15 protein-coding genes are annotated in these 15699 nt (G+C 70.4%); 11 read left to right on the top strand and 4 right to left on the bottom strand.

Translation table 11 applies throughout. From position 1 onward, the window contains the following. The first annotated feature begins 47 nt into the window (after positions 1–47). From STRBO_RS0111295 to STRBO_RS0111250, 10 genes are all read left to right on the top strand, one after another. Entirely contained in the window at positions 48–1739 is a 1692-nt protein-coding gene (locus STRBO_RS0111295) for a nitrite/sulfite reductase (protein ID WP_005482013.1), read from the top strand. Beyond that, positions 1736–1915, top strand: coding sequence for a hypothetical protein (locus tag STRBO_RS41525; protein ID WP_078531503.1), 180 nt, complete (start codon positions 1736–1738; stop codon positions 1913–1915). Before STRBO_RS0111295 ends, STRBO_RS41525 begins: the two co-directional genes overlap by 4 nt. After that, entirely contained in the window at positions 1912–2667 is a 756-nt protein-coding gene (locus STRBO_RS0111290; RefSeq protein ID WP_005482012.1) for a phosphoadenylyl-sulfate reductase, read from the top strand. The genes STRBO_RS41525 and STRBO_RS0111290 overlap by 4 nt, the downstream gene beginning before the upstream one ends. A 98-nt stretch (positions 2668–2765) precedes the next feature. Beyond that, complete coding sequence (gene cysC / locus STRBO_RS0111285) at positions 2766–3320, top strand: adenylyl-sulfate kinase (protein WP_028796589.1); 555 nt, start codon at positions 2766–2768, stop codon at positions 3318–3320. Further along, positions 3317–4255, top strand: a complete 939-nt coding sequence (gene cysD / locus STRBO_RS0111280; protein ID WP_005482010.1) for a sulfate adenylyltransferase subunit CysD — start codon at positions 3317–3319, stop codon at positions 4253–4255. Before cysC ends, cysD begins: the two co-directional genes overlap by 4 nt. 2 nt (positions 4256–4257) lie before the next feature. After that, positions 4258–5592, top strand: coding sequence for a sulfate adenylyltransferase subunit 1 (locus STRBO_RS0111275; RefSeq protein WP_005482009.1), 1335 nt, complete (start codon positions 4258–4260; stop codon positions 5590–5592). 219 nt (positions 5593–5811) lie between these two features. Then, positions 5812–6921: an aliphatic sulfonate ABC transporter substrate-binding protein gene (locus STRBO_RS0111265; protein WP_005482007.1), complete on the top strand. Its 1110-nt coding sequence runs from the start codon at positions 5812–5814 to the stop codon at positions 6919–6921. Between the two features lie 36 nt (positions 6922–6957). Beyond that, positions 6958–7746, top strand: a complete 789-nt coding sequence (locus STRBO_RS0111260; protein ID WP_020114208.1) for an ABC transporter ATP-binding protein — start codon at positions 6958–6960, stop codon at positions 7744–7746. Then, positions 7733–8662 carry an ABC transporter permease gene (locus STRBO_RS0111255; protein WP_005482005.1) on the top strand — a complete coding sequence of 310 codons (930 nt, stop codon included), beginning with the start codon at positions 7733–7735 and terminating at the stop codon, positions 8660–8662. Before STRBO_RS0111260 ends, STRBO_RS0111255 begins: the two co-directional genes overlap by 14 nt. A 5-nt stretch (positions 8663–8667) precedes the next feature. After that, entirely contained in the window at positions 8668–9411 is a 744-nt protein-coding gene (locus STRBO_RS0111250; RefSeq protein ID WP_005482004.1) for a sirohydrochlorin chelatase, read from the top strand. Between the two features lie 26 nt (positions 9412–9437). Here STRBO_RS0111250 and STRBO_RS0111245 read toward each other — a convergent pair whose 3' ends face one another. Together STRBO_RS0111245 and STRBO_RS0111240 are read right to left on the bottom strand one after the other, a co-directional pair. Further along, positions 9438–10037: a TIGR03086 family metal-binding protein gene (locus STRBO_RS0111245; protein ID WP_005482003.1), complete on the bottom strand. Its 600-nt coding sequence runs from the start codon at positions 10035–10037 to the stop codon at positions 9438–9440. A gap of 68 nt (positions 10038–10105) precedes the next feature. Further along, positions 10106–10654 carry a DUF1697 domain-containing protein gene (locus STRBO_RS0111240; protein WP_020114207.1) on the bottom strand — a complete coding sequence of 183 codons (549 nt, stop codon included), beginning with the start codon at positions 10652–10654 and terminating at the stop codon, positions 10106–10108. A 236-nt stretch (positions 10655–10890) separates the two neighbouring features. Here STRBO_RS0111240 and STRBO_RS0111235 point away from each other — a divergent pair, with 236 nt between their 5' ends. Continuing rightward, complete coding sequence (locus STRBO_RS0111235) at positions 10891–13149, top strand: MMPL family transporter (RefSeq protein WP_005481999.1); 2259 nt, start codon at positions 10891–10893, stop codon at positions 13147–13149. A gap of 93 nt (positions 13150–13242) precedes the next feature. On the opposite strand, the gene STRBO_RS0111230 is transcribed toward STRBO_RS0111235, so the two are convergent. Beyond that, positions 13243–14187, bottom strand: a complete 945-nt coding sequence (locus STRBO_RS0111230) for a CDP-alcohol phosphatidyltransferase family protein (protein ID WP_005481997.1) — start codon at positions 14185–14187, stop codon at positions 13243–13245. Between the two features lie 245 nt (positions 14188–14432). After that, a complete protein-coding gene (locus STRBO_RS0111225; protein WP_005481995.1) occupies positions 14433–15638 on the bottom strand; it encodes a glycosyltransferase in 1206 nt (401 codons plus the stop codon). Between the last annotated feature and the right edge of the window lie 61 nt (positions 15639–15699).

The raw sequence follows: 15699 nt of genomic DNA, 5'->3' as shown, positions 1-15699 counted from the left end.
GCGCAGGTCAGAGCCGCCTCCCCGCCTTTCCCGAAGGACATACACCCATGGCCGCCACCCCGCAGAACCCCGCCACGCCCCGCCGCAAGGCGAGCCGTCACCGTGGTGAGGGCCAGTGGGCCGCGGGGCATTTCACCCCGCTGAACGGCAACGAGCAGTTCAAGAAGGACGACGACGGTCTCAATGTGCGGACACGCATTGAGACGATCTACTCCAAGCGCGGCTTCGACTCGATCGACCCCAACGACCTGCGCGGCCGCATGCGCTGGTGGGGGCTGTACACCCAGCGCAAGCCCGGGATCGACGGCGGCAAGACCGCGATCCTGGAGCCGGAGGAGCTGGACGACAAGTTCTTCATGCTGCGCGTGCGGATCGACGGCGGGCGGCTGACCACCCGCCAGCTCCGGGTGATCGGTGAGATCTCGCAGGAGTTCGCGCGGGGCACCGCCGACATCACCGACCGGCAGAACGTGCAGTACCACTGGATCCGCGTCGAGGACGTGCCCGAGATCTGGGAGCGGCTGGAGGCCGTCGGCCTGTCCACCACCGAGGCCTGCGGTGACACCCCCCGTGTGATCATCGGCTCGCCCGTCGCCGGGATCGCCGCGGACGAGATCATCGACGGCACGCCCGCGATGGAGGAGATCCAGCGGCGGATCATCGGCAACAAGGACTTCTCGAACCTGCCCCGCAAGTTCAAGTCCGCGATCTCCGGCTCGCCGCTGCTCGACGTGGCGCACGAGATCAACGACATCGCGTTCGTCGGTGTCCGCCACCCCGAGCACGGCCCCGGCTTCGACCTGTGGGTCGGTGGCGGCCTCTCCACCAACCCCAAGATCGGGCAGCGGCTCGGCGCGTGGGTGCCGCTGGACGAGGTCGCGGACGTGTACGAGGGCGTCATCTCGATCTTCCGCGACTACGGCTACCGGCGGCTGCGCACCCGCGCCCGCCTGAAGTTCCTGCTCGCCGACTGGGGCACGGAGAAGTTCCGTCAGGTCCTTCAGGACGAGTACCTGAAGCGCGAGCTGGTCGACGGCCCGGCGCCCGACCAGCCGGTGGCGCGCTGGCGCGACCACGTGGGCGTGCACCCGCAGAACGACGGCCGCTTCTACGTCGGGTTCGCCCCGCGTGTGGGCCGCGTGGACGGCACCACGCTGACGAAGATCGCCGACCTCGCCGAGGCGCACGGCTCCGGCCGGGTCGCGACCACCGTCGAGCAGAAGATGATCGTGCTCGACGTCACCGAGGAGCAGGTCGACTCGCTCGTCTCGGGCCTGGAGGCGCTGGACCTCACGGTCAACCCCTCCCCCTTCCGGCGCGGCACCATGGCCTGCACCGGCATCGAGTACTGCAAGCTCGCCATCGTCGAGACCAAGGCGCGCGGCTCGCTGCTGATCGACGAACTGGAGCGCCGCATCCCGGAGTTCGACGAGCCGATCACCATCAACATCAACGGCTGCCCGAACGCCTGCGCGCGTATCCAGGTGGCGGACATCGGTCTCAAGGGCCAGCTCGTCCTGAACGACGCGGGCGAGCAGGTCGAGGGCTACCAGGTGCACCTCGGCGGCGCGCTCGGTCTGGAGGCCGGCTTCGGCCGCAAGGTGCGCGGCCTGAAGGTCACGGCCGACGAACTGCCCGACTACGTCGAGCGGGTGCTCAAGCGCTTCCAGGACGAGCGCGCGGACGGCGAGCGGTTCGCCACGTGGGTCACCCGCGCCGACGAGGAGGCCCTGTCGTGAGCGAGCGAGCCGCCCCCTTCCACTGCCCCTACTGCGGTGACGAGGACCTGCGCCCCCACGAGGCCGGACACGGCGCGTGGGAATGCGGGGCCTGCAATCGAGCCTTCCAGTTGAAGTTCCTCGGGCTGCTGTCCCGGGGATTTCAGCGAGCCGACAGCGGAGGGGATCACATATGACTACCGTTCAGGCGGATTCCGACACAGCGGCTTCCTCGCCGGACACGGCCGGCCCGGAAGCGGCGAAGCGCGCCGAGCTCAAGGCGCTCGCCGAGCAGGCCGGCCGTGATCTGGAGAACGCCTCGGCGCTGGAGATCCTCCAGTGGGCCGTGGACACCTTCGGCAAGAGCTTCTGCGTGACCTCCTCCATGGAGGACGCGGTGGTCGCGCACCTCGCCTCCCGGGCCAGGCCCGGCGTGGACGTCGTGTTCCTGGACACCGGCTACCACTTCCCGGAGACCATCGGCACCCGGGACGCCGTCGAGGCCGTGATGGACGTCAACGTCATCACGATCACCCCGCGGCAGACGGTCGCCGAACAGGACGCCGAGTACGGACCGAAGCTGCACGACCGCGACCCCGACCTCTGCTGCTTCCTGCGCAAGGTCAAGCCGCTGGAAGAGGGCCTGACCCGGTTCGACGCGTGGGCGACGGGCCTGCGCCGCGACGAGTCCGAGAGCCGGGCGAACACCCCGGTCGTCGGCTGGGACGACAAGCGCGGCAAGGTCAAGGTCTCCCCGATAGCGCGCTGGACGCAGGACGACGTGGACGCCTACGTCGCCGAGCACGGCGTGCTCACCAACCCCCTGCTCATGGACGGTTACACCTCCGTGGGCTGCGCGCCCTGCACCCGCCGGGTCGCCCCGGGCGAGGACGCGCGGGCCGGCCGCTGGGCGGGCAACACCAAGACCGAGTGCGGGCTGCACCTGTGAGCGCCGCAGTGCCCACCGCCACCGCCGAGACAGCCGACACCGTCGGGAGCACCGTCCCCGGGACGGGCCGTGCCCCCGAGACGAACCAGGAGAACCTAGTGACGACCGGAGTCACCGGAGCCACGGGAGCCACCGTCTGGCTCACGGGTCTGCCGAGTGCCGGCAAGACCACCATCGCCCACGAGCTGGCCGGCCGCCTCCGCGCGGACGGCCACCTCGTGGAGGTCCTCGACGGCGACGAGATCCGCGAGCTCCTCACCGCGGACCTGGGATTCAGCCGCGCCGACCGCCACACCAATGTGCAGCGCATCGGCTTCCTCGCCGAACTCCTCGCCCGTAACGGCGTCAAGGCCCTCGTGCCGGTCATCGCGCCCTACGCCGACAGCCGGGAGGCGGTCCGCAAGCGCCACGCCGCGAGTGGTGCGGCGTACGTCGAGGTGCATGTGGCCACGCCCGTCGAGGTGTGCTCGGAGCGCGATGTGAAGGGTCTGTACGCCAAGCAGGCGGCCGGCGAGATCTCCGGGCTGACCGGTGTCGACGACCCGTACGAGGCTCCCGAGACCCCGGACCTGCGCATCGAGTCGCAGAACCAGACGGTCCAGGAGTCCGCGGCGCTGGTCCACCAGCTGCTCACCGAGAAGGGTCTGGCATGACGACGACCGTCGCCGCCGTCTCCGGGGAGACCGGCACCCCCTACACCCTGTCCCACCTGGACGCCCTGGAGTCCGAGGCGGTCCACATCTTCCGCGAGGTGGCGGGTGAGTTCGAGCGGCCGGTGATCCTGTTCTCCGGCGGCAAGGACTCCATCGTCATGCTGCACCTGGCGCTGAAGGCGTTCGCGCCCGCGGCGGTCCCCTTCTCCCTGCTGCACGTGGACACCGGGCACAACTTCCCCGAGGTCCTGGAGTACCGCGACCGCACCGTCGCCGACCACGGGCTGCGCCTGCACGTCGCCTCCGTCCAGGACTACATCGACCGCGGAGTGCTGAAGGAACGCCCGGACGGGACGCGCAACCCGCTCCAGACGGTGCCGCTGACCGAGAAGATCCAGGCCGAGAAGTTCGACGCGGTCTTCGGCGGCGGGCGCCGCGACGAGGAGAAGGCCCGCGCCAAGGAGCGCGTGTTCTCCCTGCGGGACGAGTTCTCCCAGTGGGACCCGCGCCGCCAGCGCCCCGAGCTGTGGAACCTCTACAACGGCCGCCACGCCCCCGGCGAGCACGTCCGCGTCTTCCCGCTGTCCAACTGGACCGAGCTGGACGTCTGGCAGTACATCGCCCGCGAGGGCATCGAGCTGCCGCAGATCTACTTCGCCCACGAGCGCGAGGTGTTCCAGCGGGCCGGCATGTGGCTGACCCCGGGCGAGTGGGGCGGGCCCAAGGACGGCGAGAGTGTCGAGAAGCGCCTGGTGCGCTACCGGACCGTGGGTGACATGTCCTGCACGGGCGCCGTCGACTCCGACGCGACCACGCTGGACGCCGTGATCACCGAGATCGCCGCCTCCCGGCTGACCGAGCGCGGCGCGACCCGCGCCGACGACAAGATGTCCGAGGCCGCGATGGAAGACCGTAAGCGCGAGGGGTACTTCTAAGCATGAGCACGATCACCGCCGAGGAGCTCTCGGCCACCACGCTGCTGCGGTTCGCGACCGCCGGTTCCGTCGACGACGGCAAGTCCACCCTCGTCGGACGGCTGCTGCACGACTCCAAGTCGGTCCTCACCGACCAGCTGGAGGCCGTGGAGCGGGTCTCGGCCAGCCGCGGCCAGGAGGCCCCGGACCTCGCGCTGCTCACCGACGGCCTGCGGGCCGAGCGGGAACAGGGCATCACCATCGACGTGGCCTACCGCTACTTCGCCACCCCCCGCCGCCGCTTCATCCTCGCCGACACCCCCGGCCATGTGCAGTACACCCGCAACATGGTGACGGGCGCCTCCACGGCCGAGCTGACGGTGATCCTCATCGACGCCCGCAACGGTGTCGTCGAGCAGACCCGTCGGCACGCGGCCCTCGCGGCGCTGCTGCGGGTGCCGCACGTGGTGCTCGCGGTCAACAAGATGGACCTGGTCGACTACGCCGAGCCCGTCTTCGCCGCGATCGCCGAGGAGTTCACGGCCTACGCCATTGAACTCGGCGTCCCGGAGGTCACCGCGATCCCGATCTCGGCGCTCGCCGGTGACAACGTGGTGGAGCCGTCCGCGAACATGGACTGGTACGGCGGCCCGACCGTGCTGGAGCACCTGGAGACGGTCCCGGTCGCCCACGACCTGAGCCACTGCCACGCGCGCCTGCCCGTGCAGTACGTCATCCGGCCGCAGACCGCCGAGCACCCCGACTACCGGGGCTACGCCGGTCAGATCGCCGCCGGTTCCTTCCGGGTCGGCGAGCAGATCACGGTGCTGCCCTCGGGGCGTTCCACGAAGATCGCCGGCATCGACCTGCTCGGCGTGCCGGTCGACATCGCCTGGACGACCCAGTCGGTGACGATCCTCCTGGAGGACGACATCGACATCTCGCGCGGCGACCTGCTGGTGCCCAGCAAGGACGCCCCGCCGACCACCCAGGACATCGAGGCGACCGTCTGCCACGTCGCCGACGCGCCCCTGACCGTCGGCCACCGCGTGCTGCTCAAGCACGGCACCCGTACCGTCAAGGCGATCGTCAAGGACATCCCGTCCCGGCTCACGCTCGACGACCTGTCCCTGCACCCGCACCCGGGACAGCTCGTCGCCAACGACATCGGCCGAGTGAAGATCCGTACCGCCGAGCCGCTGCCCGTCGACTCCTACTCGGACTCGCGGCGCACCGGTTCGTTCATCCTCATCGACCCGAACGACGGCACCACGCTCACGGCCGGAATGGTCGGCGAGTCGTTCGCCTCCCCCGAGCCCGTCAAGGACGAGGCCGAGGACGACGGGTGGGACTTCTGACATGAACTCCCAGGACTTCTACGCGACGTTCGCGAAGGAGGGCGGCCGTGTGGGCAGCGGCGCCCTCGGAAGCGGGCAGGGCGGAGTGGCGCGATGTGTGCGCTGACGTACGCGCACTGCCTGCGCGCCCTCACCCCCCACCGCCGTAGACGAAAACCCGATTTCCCGGCCACGACCTGAGAGACCGTGACCGCCGGGCCTCCGAGAGGAACACCTCCCGTGCCTGCACACCGCTCCGCAGCCTTCCGACGTACCCTCGCGGCCGTCACCGCGCTCCCGCTGCTGGCCCTGGCCGCCTGCGGCTACGGCTCCGAGTCCACGGACGCCGAGACCGACAAGGTCGCCGCCGGCGCCGAGAAGATCGACGGTCTCGACACCGTCAACATCGGCTACTTCGGCAACCTCACCCACGCGACCGCTCTCGTCGGTATCCAGAAGGGCTTCTTCCAGAAGGAGCTCGGCGCCACCAAGGCGAAGTACACGACCTTCAACGCCGGTCCCTCGGAGATCGAGGCCCTCAACGGCGGCTCCATCGACATCGGCTGGATCGGCCCCTCCCCGGCGATCAACGGCTACACCAAGGCCGACGGCGCCAACCTGCGCATCATCGGCGGTTCGGCGTCCGGCGGAGTGAAGCTCGTCGTCGACCCGGACAAGATCAAGTCCCTGAAGGACATCAAGGGCAAGAAGATCGCCACCCCGCAGCTCGGCAACACGCAGGACGTGGCGTTCCTCAACTGGATCGCGGAGCAGGGCTGGAAGGTCGACGCGAACACCGGCAAGGGCGATGTGTCCGTGGTCCGCACGGAGAACTCCGTCACCCCGGACGCCTACAAGTCCGGTGCCGTCGACGGCGCGTGGGTGCCGGAGCCGACCGCGTCCAAGCTGGTCGCCGAGGGCGCGAAGGTGCTGCTGGACGAGGCCGACCTCTGGCCGGACAAGAAGTTCGTGATCACGAACATCATCGTGCGCCAGGAGTTCCTGAAGGAGCACCCGGACGTGGTGGAGGCCGTGCTGCGCGGCTCGGTCAAGTCCAACGCCTTCATCGGCTCCAACGCCGACGAGGCGAAGGCCGCGGCGAACGCCCAGCTCAAGGCCGACTCCGGTAAGGAACTGCCGGCCGACGTGCTCGACCCGGCGTGGAAGTCCATCCAGTTCATCAACGACCCGCTGGCGTCCACCCTGCAGACCGAGGCCGATCACGCGGTCAAGGCCGGCCTGCTGGAGAACCCGAAGCTCGACGGGATCTACGACCTGACGCTGCTCAACAAGGTCCTGAAGGCCGAGGGCGACGACGAGGTCAGCGACGCCGGTCTCGGCGTCAAGTAACCGCGAAGTCCGATGAGTTCCCAGGAGGTGACGACCATGGCCACCGCACTCGCCAAGGCCGCCGACGGCGTCCAGGCGGCGCAGCACGCCGCCCGTATCGAGCACGTATCGAAGTCCTTCTCCGGACCGGCCGGGCAGCAGCTCGTGCTGGACGACATCACGCTCGATGTCGCTCCCGGCGAGTTCGTCACCCTCCTGGGGGCCTCGGGCTGCGGCAAGTCGACGCTGCTCAACCTGGTCGCGGGTCTCGACGCCCCGACCGCGGGCAGCATCACGACCGACGGGCGTCCGGCCCTGATGTTCCAGGAGCACGCCCTGTTCCCGTGGCTCACCGCGGGCAAGAACATCGAACTCGCCCTGAAACTGCGGGGAGTCGCCAAACACGAGCGCCGTGAGCGGACCGAGGAACTGCTCGGTCTGGTCCGGCTGAAGGGCGCGTACGGCAAGCGGGTGCACGAGCTGTCGGGCGGTATGCGCCAGCGCGTCGCCCTGGCCCGCGCCCTGGCGCAGGAGAGCAAGCTGCTGCTGATGGACGAGCCGTTCGCCGCGCTCGACGCCATCACCCGGGACGTGCTCCACGACGAGCTGACCCGGATCTGGAACGAGACACAGGTCTCGGTGCTGTTCGTGACGCACAACGTGCGTGAGGCGGTACGGCTCGCCGAGCGGGTCGTCCTGTTGTCCTCGCGCCCCGGCCGGGTGGCCCGCGAGTGGACCGTGGGCATCCCGCAGCCGCGCCGCATCGAGGACACCGCCGTGGCGGAGCTGTCCGTCGAGATCACCGAAGAACTGCGTAGGGAGATCCGCCGCCATGGCCAGCACTGAGACCGAGAGCGGCACCGTCCCCGGCAAGAACGTCAGGGAGGTCAAGGGCGTCAAGGACGCCGACGATCTCGCCGGGCTGGAGGCGGGCCTCGACGCGCTGGACTCGGTGCAGACCGGGCGGCCGCCGCTGCGCCAGGTACTCGTCCAGAAGGTGCTGCCCCCGATCACCGCGGTCGCGCTGGTGCTGGCGGTCTGGCAGCTCCTCGTCCTGGCGGAGGTCGCCCCCGCCTACAAGCTGCCCGCTCCCTCGGCGGTCTGGGGGGAGGTCCGGCAGGCCTGGCTCCAGGGCACGCTCCTGGAGGCCATCTGGACCAGCGTCTCGCGCGGCCTGCTCGGCTTCCTGGCCGCTCTGGCGATCGGCACCCCGCTGGGTCTGCTGGTGGCCCGGGTCCGGGTCGTCCGGGCGGCGATCGGCCCGATCCTCTCCGGTCTGCAGTCGCTGCCGTCGGTGGCGTGGGTGCCGGCCGCGGTGGTCTGGCTGGGCCTGGAGCCGTCGGTGATGTACACGGTGATCCTGCTCGGCGCGGTCCCCTCGATCGCCAACGGCCTGGTGTCCGGCATCGACCAGGTGCCGCCGCTGTTCCTGCGGGCCGGCCGCACCCTGGGCGCGACCGGGCTGAAGGGCACCTGGCACATCGTGATGCCGGCGGCCCTGCCCGGGTACGTGGCCGGTCTGAAGCAGGGCTGGGCGTTCTCGTGGCGCTCGCTGATGGCCGCCGAGATCATCGCCAAGGCCCCCGACATCGGCTCGGGTCTCGGGCAGATGCTGGAGGCGGGCCGCACCAACAGCAGCATGCCGCAGGTGTTCCTCGCGATCTTCCTCATCCTGATCGTCGGTATCGCCATCGACCTGCTGATCTTCAGCCCGCTGGAGCGGTGGGTGCTGCGCAGCCGCGGTCTGATGGTGAAGAGCTGATCCGCATGTCCGAGAATCCGGTTCTCCTCGTCGTCGCCCACGGCAGCCGCGACCCGCGGCACGCCGCGACCGTGCACGCCCTCGTCCGGCGGGTGCGGGCGACGCGCCCCGGGCTGCGCGTGGAGACCGGCTTCCTCGACTTCGACGTCCCCTCCGTCCGAGGTGTGCTGGAGTCGCTGGCGGCACAGGGCGTGCGGGACGTGGTGGCCCTGCCCCTGCTTCTGACCCGCGCCTTCCACGCCAAGGCGGACATCCCGGCGGTCCTGCGGGAGGCGCCGTCGTCCCTGCGCATCCGCCGGGCGGAGGTCCTCGGCCCCTCGCCGCTGCTGCTGTCGGCCCTCGAACGCCGGCTGTACGAGGCGGGGCTGAGCCCCGCCGACAAGTCCTCGACCGGGGTCGTCCTGGCCTCGGCGGGGTCCTCCGACCCGGAGGCGATCGCGGTGATCGCCGACATCGCGCGGGAGTGGTGGCACACCGGTTGGTGCGCCGTGCGACCCGCGTTCGCCTCCGCATCCCTGCCCCGCACCGAGGACGCCGTAGGGGAACTGCGGGCCCTCGGCTGCGAGCGGGTGGCCGTGGCGCCGTACGTCATCGCACCCGGCCGGCTGCCGGACCGGATCGCGCGGGGCGCGGCGGAGGCGGGCGCGGACGTACTGGCCGAGGTGCTCGGCCCCTCCCCCGAACTGGCCGCGCTGCTGCTGCGCCGCTACACCGCCGCCCTGCGGCAGGGGCAGCTCGTCGCGGCCTGAGCCGTCCGGCGCCGCCCTCCCCGTGGTCAGGCGCTCAGCTTCGGGTCCCTGCCGCTCGACGCCAGTGCCCTGTCGAACACCGGCGCGTCGGCCGGTACCGGGACGGGGTCGGCGAAGCCGTCGTACTGGCGGTAGAGGGCGCCGTGGGTCTTCACGACGCCGAGGACGAAGTGGGCCGCGGCGTCCGGGACACGGAAGGGCTGACCGGTCGCGGTCGCGACGTCCCAGCCGTGGACGGCCATCTCCTTGATGACCATGCCGGCGAGGTCGGCGGCGGGCAGCGGGCCCATGCCGAGGTCGATGTCGCCCTCCCACAGCGCCGGGTCGGCCCAGGCCGTGACCGCGCGGTCCAGCTGGGCGGCGTAGGCGTCGGCCCAGTCGGGGGCGGCGGTGAAGTCGCGCTTGGTCAGTTCCTCGGGCAGGGGGGTGCGCAGGGCACGGTGTTCGAGGCCGTGCGAGGTGTACAGGACCCAGTGGTTGACCAGGGCGCGGACGTCCCAGTCGCCGCAGTGGGTGGGCCGGTCGAGGTGGTCCGCCGTGACGCCCCGGGCGACCCGGGCCGCCTCGGCGGCGCATGCGCGCATGTACGGGTGGTGCGGGTGCGTGGTGCTGTCGTGGCTCTCCATGCGTCCCACGCTAGGGACGGCGCGCCCGGTCCTCTTGAACAAACGCGACAGCCGGCCGCCGGTCCCGGTCAGCCCGCCCCGGTCAGCTCCGCCAGTTTCACCACCGTGTTCCAGTTGCGGGTGGTGGCGATCAGGCCCTTGCCGAGGCGCGGCCTGGACAGGGCCTCCGCCAGCTTGGAACGGCCGAGGCCCTCGGGGGCGTACAGGTAGAGCGCGCGGTCGCCGATCCTGAACTCCTCGGGGAGGAAGGCCTGTTGATCGATCGACTCGAAGCGGGCCGGCTCCACGGCTTGCGAGAAGTACGTGACGTGGAGCTGCTTGCCCTGCAGTTCCGCCGCCGGGAACGGGCAGTCGGCGCGCACGGCCTCCAGATACGCGTGATCGCGTACGAGGACGTCGACGGTGAAGCCGAAGTGTCCCGCGAGGGCGGTCGTCAGGTCGGCCGCGAGGGTGTCCTCGTCGCCGTGGTCACTGGTGAAGACCGCGTTGCCGCTCTGGAGGTAGGTGGCCACGCCGGTGTGGCCGAGGCCGGTCAGAAGGGTGCGGAGGTCGGCCATGGGGACCTTCTTGTTGCCGCCCACATTGATCCCGCGCAGGAGCGCCGCGTACGTCGTCATGGGGTCACGATAGGCAGGTCGGGGCCGGTGCACCCTGAGGGGCGGCCCCGAGAGGGCGGGATAGGTGTAGGGGACCGCTGTCCTCCCTGGTGGGGAGGGGGTGCGGTCCGAGGGGAGGACTCGTAGGCGCGGGTGTTCACCGGACAGCACGATGAGATGCCTTTATCCAGCTCATACCTTCGAAACGAAAGGTGGCGGCAGGGGGTCGCCATCGACATCGAGGGGGCTGGCCCGTCATGGGGAACGGAGACGTACGGGTGCGGGGGATCGCCGCCCGCGCCGGCGGCTGGAGCGCCCGGCACCGGTGGGCGGCCGTCGGTGTCTGGGTGCTGTTCGTCGTGCTGACGATGGGGATCGGCTCGGCGATGGGCTCGGTCGAGGTCGAGGACAGCGACCAGCTCAAGGGGGAGACCAGCACGGCGGCCCACATCGTCGAGGAGGCGGGGATCGAGGAGCCCGCCGGTGAGAGCGTCCTGATCCAGGCGAAGGGCGACGGCACCAAGGCCACGGACCCCGCCTTCCGGGCCGCCGTGGACGACGTGATGAAGGCCGTCGGCGACACCGGGAAGGTCATGGACGTGACCTCGCCGTACGCCGCGGGGACGATCTCGAAGGACGGCCGCAGCGCACTGGTGCAGTTCGACATGCGCGGCGCCTCGGACACCGCGGGTGAGCGCATCGAGCCGGTGCTGAAGGCCGTCGAGGGCGTCCAGGAGGAGCACGGGACGCTGCGGATCGAGGAGATCGGCGGCGCCTCGATGATGAAGACGTTCGACGACGCCTTCGGGGAAGATTTCCAGAAGGCCGAGTACTCGGCCGTGCCGGTGGCGCTCGGCATCCTGCTGATCGCGTTCGGCGCGGTCGTCGCGGCGCTGCTGCCGGTGGCGCTGGCCGTCACCGCGATCATCGCGACGATGGGCCTGATGGCCATCGTCAGCCATGTGATCCCGATGAGCGACACCGCCAACTCCGTGATGCTGCTGGTGGGTCTGGCCGTCGGCGTCGACTACTGCCTGTTCTATCTGCGCCGTGAGCGCGAGGAGCGTGCGGCGGGCCGGGACGCGCAGACCGCGCTGCGGGTGGCCGCGGCGACCAGTGGCCGCGCCATCATCGTCTCCGGTGTCACGGTGTGCGTGGCGATGGCGGGCATGCTGTTCACCGGGCTCGCCGAGTTCGAGGCGATGGGCCTGGCCTCGCTGATGGTCGTCGCCGTCGCGATGGTCGGTTCGGTGACGGTGCTGCCGGCGCTGCTGTCGCTGCTGGGCGGGCGGGTCGAGAAGGGCCGCATCCCGTTCCTGCACCCGGACAAGCGGCGCAGGAACGGCGGCTCGGGGGCCGGTGCGGAGAGCCGCTTCTGGAACGCCGTCCTGCGGGTCGTCCTCGCCAAGCCGGCGCTGTCGCTGGTGGTCGCGACCGGTGCGCTGCTGGCCGTGGCCGCTCCCGCGGTCGGGATGAAGACGCAGAACCTCACGCTGGACCAGGAGTTCGGCGACTCGCTGCCGATCGTGCAGACCTACAACCGGGTCAACGAGGCCTTCCCGGGCGGTTCCGAACCGGCCGAGGTGGTCGTGAAGGCGAAGGACATCAACGCCCCCGACGTACGGGCGGCGTTGGCGGACTTCAAGAAGGAGGCCGTCGCCTCGGGTGCCTCGCGGGGCCCGGTGGAGATCAAGGTGCACGACGCGCAGAACGTGGCCTTCGTGTACGTGCCGCTGGTGGGCGGCTCCGACCAGGACAGGGCGGGCGCGAGCCTGGACAGGCTGCGGGACGAGGTACGGCCCGCGACGCTCGGCGAGGTCGACGGCGTCGAGGCGCCGATCACCGGGCAGGTCGCGGGCAACAAGGACTTCAACGACCAGCTGACCGGAGCAGTCGTCCCCGTCTTCGCCTTCGTCGTGGTCTTCGCCTTTCTGCTGATGCTGCTGTCGTTCCGCTCGCTGACGATCGCGGTCACGTCGATCGTGCTGAACCTGCTGTCGGTGGGCGCCGCGTACGGCATCCTCGTCGCGGTCTTCCAGCACGGCTGGGGCGCCTCGCTGGTGGGCGCGGAGGGCGTCGGCGCGATCATCACCTGGCTGCCGCTGTTCCTCTTCGTGATCCTGTTCGGGCTGTCGATGGACTACCACGTGTTCGTGGTCTCGCGGATCCGTGAGGCCCGGCTGCGGGGCCGTACGACGAAGGAGGCGATCCGGCACGGTGTCGTCACCACGGCGGGGGTCGTGACCAGTGCCGCCGTCATCATGGTCGCCGTGTTCGCGATCTTCGGGACGCTGTCCATGCAGTCGATGAAGCAGATGGGTGTGGGCCTGGCGGCCGCCGTCCTCATCGACGCGACGATCATCCGGGGTGTGCTCCTCCCGGCGGTGATGGCCCTGCTCGGCGAGCGCAACTGGTACCTGCCGACGTGGCTGAACCGGCTGCCGGACCTCACCCACGACGAGTCGCCGGAGCCCGCGCCGCTGTCGGCCAGGGAGGGCGAGAGGGTACGCATCTGACCCGGGGAGGGGTACGGACGGGGGCCGGAGGCGGTGTCATCGCCTCCGGCCCCCGTCCGTACCCCCGTGCGTGTCCCCCTCGGGCCGACCGGCTCAGGCGGCCGCGGCCATGTCCCCCCGGTCGAAGGAGTCCAGGGTGCGGGTGAAGTCGCGGGTGGAGAGCAGCAGCTTGTAGACGATGGCCAGCTCGAAGACGAGCAGCAGGGCGCCGGAGACGATGGTCGCCATCATCACGGAGTCGATGAACGGGCCGATCATGAAGACGCCCATCTGGAACTCGATGCCGCTGATCAGGTGGGGGCGGACCCGGTGGCGCAGCAGGAAGGACCGGACGCGCAGGTAGGCGGGGAAGCGGCGGCGGAACTCCTGGTGCAGGTCGACGACCTGGGTCTGCGGCGCGGCCTGGGTGACCTCGGCGGTGGCCGTGCGCAGGTCCTGCTCGATGTCGGCCTCGGGGTTCTCGCGCAGCAGGTCCTCCATGAAGGCCAGTTCCCGCTCGTTCTCGGCGCGGCGTGCCTCGCGCAGCCGGGCCTTGATCTGCTTGCGCATGGTGTGGCGGACCTTGAAGGTCTCCAGGGAGTTGATGTAGCGCAGGGCGTCGCAGCCGATGACGGCGGCGGCGAGCCAGATGTAGAAGGTCTCGCCGGTGCGGTGGTACTGCCCTGCCATCAGGGCCACCGAGCAGGCGGCGACCCGGACCCGGTCGAAGACGAAGTCGAGCCAGGCCCCGAACACGGACCCCTGGCCGGTGAGCCGGGCGACCTTGCCGTCCATGCAGTCGAGGATGAAGCTCAGGTGGTAGACGACGGCACCGGCGATCAGCCAGCGCCAGTCGCCGAGCGCGAAGAAGGCGGCGGAGACCAGACCCAGTACGAAGGCACCCCAGGTGAGCTGGTTGGGTGTGATCCTCGTGTACTTCGCGGTCAGCCGCACCAGCGGTGTGGCGACCGGGTCGACGAGCAGCACGGTCCACCAGGCGTCCCGCTTCTTCTGCGTGACGCGGCGCACTTCCGCGAGGTCGGGTATGTCTCGGCGCATGGGTCAACTTCCTGGCGTTCGAAGTGAATTCACACCCAGCTTGGGTTTCGTTCATCCGAGGAACAAGAAGCGCCGACCACAACCTTTCGCGGGGGGTAACGGTCCAACCCGGCAACAGAGTCAATGCGTCCATCTCGCGGAGCCGACGTTACCCCAACGTTATGAAATGACCGGACCGTTACCGAAAATGTGCCGTGACTTCACGATAAACGTGGAACCTGACGGCTTGCCCCGCTATCCGCTGCTTATCCGCGCCGCCCCGAACCACCGGCCAGCTCCGCCTCGATGAGGTCGGCGGCGCGTCGGGTGCCGCCCTCCTCCGCCATCTCCCGCTGCAGTTCCTTGAGTCGGCGGGCCACGTCGGGGTCGTCGACGAGGGCGAGGACCGCCTCGCGCAGGGCGTCCGCCGTCGCCTCCTCCTTGGGGAGGTGACGGGCGACGCCGAGCGACTGGAGCATGTCGGCGTTGCCGAACTGGTCGACGGCCTGCGGTACGGCGACCATGGGCGTGGCGGTGGCGAGCCCTTCCTGACTGCCGCCGGCGCCCGCGTGGGTGATGAACGCGTCGGCCTGCCTGAGGATCGCGAGCTGCGGCACCCAGTCCCGCACCTCCACACCGGCCGGGATCTCACCCAGCTCCGCCGGGTCGACGTGCCTGCCGACCTGGAGCACCGTGTGCCAGCCGGGCAGGTCGCCGAAGGCCCGCACGCACGCGCGGTAGAAGTCGGGCTGCTTGGTGAAGGCCGACCCGAGCGAGACGAGCAGCACCTTCTCGGCGTGTGCCGGCCGCGTCCAGTCGCCCTGCGCCGCACGGTCGCCCTGACAGGCGCCGACGAAGGTGTGGCGGCTCTCGTCGACCCGGTCGGCGTGCGGCTGGAGGGCCTTCGGGATGAGGACCAGCGAGCGGCCGGGTCGGGCGCCGAAGGAGTCGGGGTCCGCGTCCATCCCGTTCTCGTCCAGCCAGGCCTGGAAGCGGGCGTAGTAGGCACGGCCCCGCTCGGTCTTCCTCGGCTCGGCCCACATGGGCGCGGCGACCTCCTCCTCGTAGCCGGTCCAGGCGACCAGGTTCGGGGAGAGCGAGATGGCCCGCACACCCCAGCGGCGGGCGAGGACGGGCGCGGGGTAGGAGGTGATGTCGTGCAGCACCAGGTCGGGTTCGTCACCCTCGTACGCCTCGATGAGCTGCGGCAGAGCCTGGATCGCGTCGTCCAGGAAGGGCTCCACGTTGTCGAGGAGCGTGCTCCCCCACGCCTCGGGGTCGGCGTCGGGGCCGGGCAGTGTCGACCGCCAGATCCTGGGCTCGGCCCCGGCCTCCGCCACCTTCCGCGCGAAGGCGGGCGGAATCGCGTACGTCACCCGGTGGCCCCTGGCCACCAGCTCCCTGATCACTTCGAGGCTCGGGTTCACGTGGCCGTGGGCGGCGATGGAGAACATGGCGATGTGGGAGGTCATGGCTCGATAGTACGCGAGACGATACGTCTCGTGCAATCAGGTTTTCGGGGTGCTCCGCCGG

The organism is Streptomyces bottropensis ATCC 25435 (assembly GCF_000383595.1).
Lineage (GTDB): Bacteria > Actinomycetota > Actinomycetes > Streptomycetales > Streptomycetaceae > Streptomyces > Streptomyces bottropensis.
The sequence above is the reverse complement of the archived record's forward strand: the minus strand, read 5'-3'. Positions and strand labels throughout refer to the sequence as shown.